The sequence below is a fragment of the Mesorhizobium sp. M0615 genome (genome assembly GCF_040320805.1).
Lineage (GTDB): Bacteria > Pseudomonadota > Alphaproteobacteria > Rhizobiales > Rhizobiaceae > Mesorhizobium.
In genome coordinates this window covers 1-3,467 of sequence record NZ_JAMYQI010000043.1, presented here as the reverse complement: position 1 = coordinate 3,467, position 3,467 = coordinate 1, and the positions used below count along the sequence as shown (strand labels likewise).

Annotated in this window: 5 protein-coding genes and 2 pseudogenes; 3 read left to right on the top strand and 4 right to left on the bottom strand. The window is 62.2% G+C overall.

Annotated elements, in window-relative coordinates; genetic code table 11:
* Positions 1 to 94: pseudogene (locus NKI46_RS30860) on the bottom strand (DNA-binding response regulator); the annotation flags it as partial.
* Between the two features lie 143 nt (positions 95 to 237).
* On the opposite strand from NKI46_RS30860, the gene NKI46_RS30855 reads away from it, so the two are divergent.
* Positions 238 to 432, top strand: a complete 195-nt coding sequence (locus NKI46_RS30855) for an acyl carrier protein (RefSeq protein ID WP_352515489.1) — start codon at positions 238 to 240, stop codon at positions 430 to 432.
* On the opposite strand, the gene NKI46_RS30850 is transcribed toward NKI46_RS30855, so the two are convergent.
* Entirely contained in the window at positions 419 to 1,177 is a 759-nt protein-coding gene (locus NKI46_RS30850; protein WP_352749709.1) for a hypothetical protein, read from the bottom strand. The genes NKI46_RS30855 and NKI46_RS30850 overlap by 14 nt on opposite strands.
* Before the next feature lie 332 nt (positions 1,178 to 1,509).
* On the opposite strand from NKI46_RS30850, the gene NKI46_RS30845 reads away from it, so the two are divergent.
* Positions 1,510 to 1,779: a hypothetical protein gene (locus NKI46_RS30845; protein ID WP_352749706.1), complete on the top strand. Its 270-nt coding sequence runs from the start codon at positions 1,510 to 1,512 to the stop codon at positions 1,777 to 1,779.
* A gap of 37 nt (positions 1,780 to 1,816) precedes the next feature.
* Here the strand turns inward: NKI46_RS30845 and NKI46_RS30840 are convergent, their stop codons facing one another.
* Together NKI46_RS30840 and NKI46_RS30835 are read right to left on the bottom strand one after the other, a co-directional pair.
* The gene (locus NKI46_RS30840) at positions 1,817 to 2,149 is read right to left on the bottom strand and encodes a hypothetical protein (RefSeq protein WP_352749703.1); all 333 of its coding nucleotides are present in this window, start codon (positions 2,147 to 2,149) and stop codon (positions 1,817 to 1,819) included.
* A 29-nt stretch (positions 2,150 to 2,178) separates the two neighbouring features.
* A complete protein-coding gene (locus tag NKI46_RS30835; protein ID WP_352749700.1) occupies positions 2,179 to 2,703 on the bottom strand; it encodes a hypothetical protein in 525 nt (174 codons plus the stop codon).
* Positions 2,704 to 2,863: 160 nt separating this feature from the next.
* On the opposite strand from NKI46_RS30835, the pseudogene NKI46_RS30830 reads away from it, so the two are divergent.
* Positions 2,864 to 3,285 (top strand): annotated as a pseudogene (locus NKI46_RS30830) (DUF1403 family protein); the annotation flags it as partial.
* Positions 3,286 to 3,467: the final 182 nt, after the last annotated feature.

Below are 3,467 nucleotides of genomic sequence, written 5' to 3'. Positions count from 1 at the left end.
GGACTGCGGTTACCTTCAGGGCATGCATCGTGAGATACTCGGCGATGAGGCGCCGCATTGCGGCATCATCGTCAATGACAAGAACGTGTTTCAACGGCACACCTCGCTTTGGGGGTTGCGCCCCGATCAGGGTTGCATTACCTGAATCTGCAAGCAAAAGGCATGTATTAGTGATGACATTAAATTGAACAACTGGTTCTCAAAACCCTCAACGCTCTAGTTGCCGAAAAAGTAGAGGTGTCGATGACAACCCGAATGCGGGATCTCGGCCTCGACAGCCTCGACTATAACGAGCTTGCTACGGCGATCGAGAGCCGACTTGGCTGGTTTGTCGACGATTACAAGCTCTGGCAATACGAGTCCGTAAGGCATGTCGCCGACGCCGTCGCCAGTCAGGAGTTGCGCACCCCTGGCCTGGTCAGGACATGTTAAGCGGAACCACCAGCAGTGCGGCAAGTGCTGGAGTAGTGCTGTAGGCACAGGTTACGGTGAGGCCAGCTTGGGCCGTTGCTCCGCTGTGGTTTTTATTCGTGACTGGTGCGTTTGAGAACTGTTGGGTCAGCCCGGTCCATGTCGCAGTGCCGATGCCCCCATTGGTGGCGTTGCCCGCAATTGCGATGGCTGCGCCCAGGGCACCAATGCTGACGGTCGTTGTCAGGCCACCCGTTGAATTGTTGTCAGAGGCAACAGTGCCCACCACACCATCCCAATTGGTGGTCGTATAGACCGACATGTAGTCACGGAACACGCTCTCACTATACGTGGTCACGATCGTTGCCGTCGTACCGGTTGGCACGAGGGCTGACCACATTGACAGATAGACCACACCAGAATTGAAGATGCTTTCCACCTGAGCGAGAAGGGTGGCAGCCACACCCCCAATCGTCATACTGTTGACGGTCACTGCACTTTCGGTGTCAGTGGTCTCAGTTGTCACGATGACACGACGATTAGCGTGTGGCGCGACAACAAGCGGAATGCTGGTGTGGGTGTAAACGGTCGTGGCAGTCGAGTCTTCGTGAGTGCCATTGAAGACCAGATCTATCGGGAACATTTTCTCCCAGACGCCCGAGCTGCGCACATAGACCTGTCGAGCCTTGGTCCAGAGGCTTGAGATTTTCACCCAGACGGCGCTGGCCGCCCCCCAGACCCCGGAGGCTTTGACGTAAAGGGCCATTACGGCTGCACCCAGAAATCACCGTCCACGCCGCCAGAAGGGGCAGCGGCCGAGATCGTGACGCTGCGATTTGCCATCGTGCCGACGCCGAGAAGCGCCTTGGTCTGGGCAATGGACTGCGGTGGACATAATTGTCCCCGGTGCCGTCACTCGACGCGCGACCGACGAAGCTCGTCACAGCGTCGGCTCCTGTGGCGTAGGTCGAGCGGTACAAACGCGTCGTGATATCACCAGCGCCATCGCGCTGAGTGACCGTGCCGGCCGTTCCAGTCTGATCCATCGAAGCGCCGCCGAGCTTTGCGCTGTCAACGGCCTGAGCGGTTGCACCAAGCTTGCCCCTAACCGTCGTCGTCAGATCGGTGATCTGCTTCTGCAGCTTGCCCAGTGCCGACAGCACCGTGTCGGCCGCGGTGATCACGCCTCCCGTGGCGGTCGACAGACCCGTCAGGGCCGCGGTGATGACCGTGGCGGCAAAGTTCGAGATCGTGGCGGCCAGCTGGGTGCCGGTATGGGTCGAACGATCGCGCAAACTCGCGTCGGTAGCATTGGCGGTCGCGGCCGACGCAATACCGGCGAGCTTCGTTTTCTCCGTCGCCGTTTAGGCTTTGTTGGTCGTGCCGTCACTGATATCGTCGGCGGTCAGAATGACAGCACCAGTGCGGCCTGCGATCGACAGCACGGCGTCGGTGTAGTCTTCCTTGAACCAGTTGGCTGCGAAGGTCGTGGCCGAGGCGTTGGCGGCGTTGGCGACGATACGATCGCCGTTGGCAACGTCTGACCATTGACGGTGCCACCGGTCGAGACGATGTAGGTGAAGCCGGCCTGGGCCACGCCAGCGCCGGGGAAGCTGCCAACAGAGGCGTCCCAGGTGCCCTTGAGGATAATCGCCTGATCGAGCCCGAGCACCTTCGCGCGCAGATCGTCCAGGTCCACGTTGCCGGTAACCGTGATGAAGCCAAGCTTGACACTCATGGCGGTCGTAAAGGTGCCGGTCGTGCCAATCAGAGCTGCGTTGTAAGCTTGGACCGAGGCACCAACAGCAGCGCTGATGCGCGCGTCGGCTGCTGTTGAGACGTTCGAGATCGTGGTGGCCACTGGGTGCGGGTGTGGATTGAGCGATCGCGCAGCGCTGCATCATTCGCATTGGTGGTGGCACCTGATGCGACACCATCGAGTTTGGCCTTGTCCGCGCCCGACATGAAGCCGGAAGCTCCAGTGGTTGCGTCAGCGTGCGAGTGGGCCGCTGGTGGGAACGTCACCGGCTTGTCCGTGATGCCGGCCCACGGCGCGCTGTCAGCAATATCGGCGGCGGTGACCTTACCATCAGCGTTGGTGTCGTAGTCCACCTTCTCCATGTCACCGGTGCCGGTGCCAGCGGCGCCGCGCACGTCAACCGCGTCAGCCATGATAGCCGTGAGGCCCGTCGCGCCGATGTAGTCGCCGGTAGCGGGCTTGGTCCCGGTGCCGCCTACCCAGTCAGCAACCTGGAAAACACGTCTGGCCCCGTCCAGGACGAGGCTGGGCACGATTGACCAGCCCTTATCTCCCTGGTCGCCCTTGAGGCCCTTGGTGTTGAAGCGGAGGGTCCAGGCGGTAGCCCCCCGTCTTTTTTAGACATTCGCGGCGTCGGAGAAAGCGAAATCACCAACGCGGCCATCGGCGTTGGCCGGGGCGCCGATCGTATGGATGATCTCCCTCCGCACCCTTGGGACCGACGCGTCTCCCGGGGTCGGGCTGTCCGCTCTCGCGGCACCGGTGCCGTCCTCGCTGCGCCGGGCAGTCCCCGATGCGCAAACCGTTGAAGATGCTGGGATCGCATGCGGCGCCGCGATCGCCACGCTCGATGCGGTCGTGCGCCGGGATGAAAAATGGGCCGGCGCCTGGCGGCAGCGCCTCGCACTCGGCGCGGCCGCGGCGACGGTGCGGCAGGCGGGCCGCACCGAGGACGAGGCCGCGCTGCGCGACGCCGTGCTGCTGCTCACACGACCGGGCGACAATGCCGGGCCCGCCGGCCTTTGCTCCTCGCCTGGCGCCGGCTAGCAGCCCGGTCCGCGGCGGAGCTTCTGACGGAGCAAAACCTCGCCGCGGCATTGGAGGAATTCGGCTTTTTTGCCCGCGCGTCGGTTTTGGCGATTTGACGACATAGGCTTGTTGGCCGGGCTTGTCACGTTGTCTGAAATTGGCCGGCCGAGGGCTGCTGCTGCAGAATTCATGCGGGCGTTCCAGTCACGGCCTTCGATTCGGCGATGGCTTGCAGGCGATGAACATGTATGGCGAGAGCAGAACGTTT

Bases quoted from the DNA above. Each gene is read 5' to 3' on its own strand.
- NKI46_RS30850 (WP_352749709.1), bottom strand. From the start codon at position 1,177: ATGGCCCTTTACGTCAAAGCCTCCGGGGTCTGGGGGGCGGCCAGCGCC.
- NKI46_RS30840 (WP_352749703.1), bottom strand. From the start codon at position 2,149: ATGAGTGTCAAGCTTGGCTTCATCACGGTTACCGGCAACGTGGACCTG.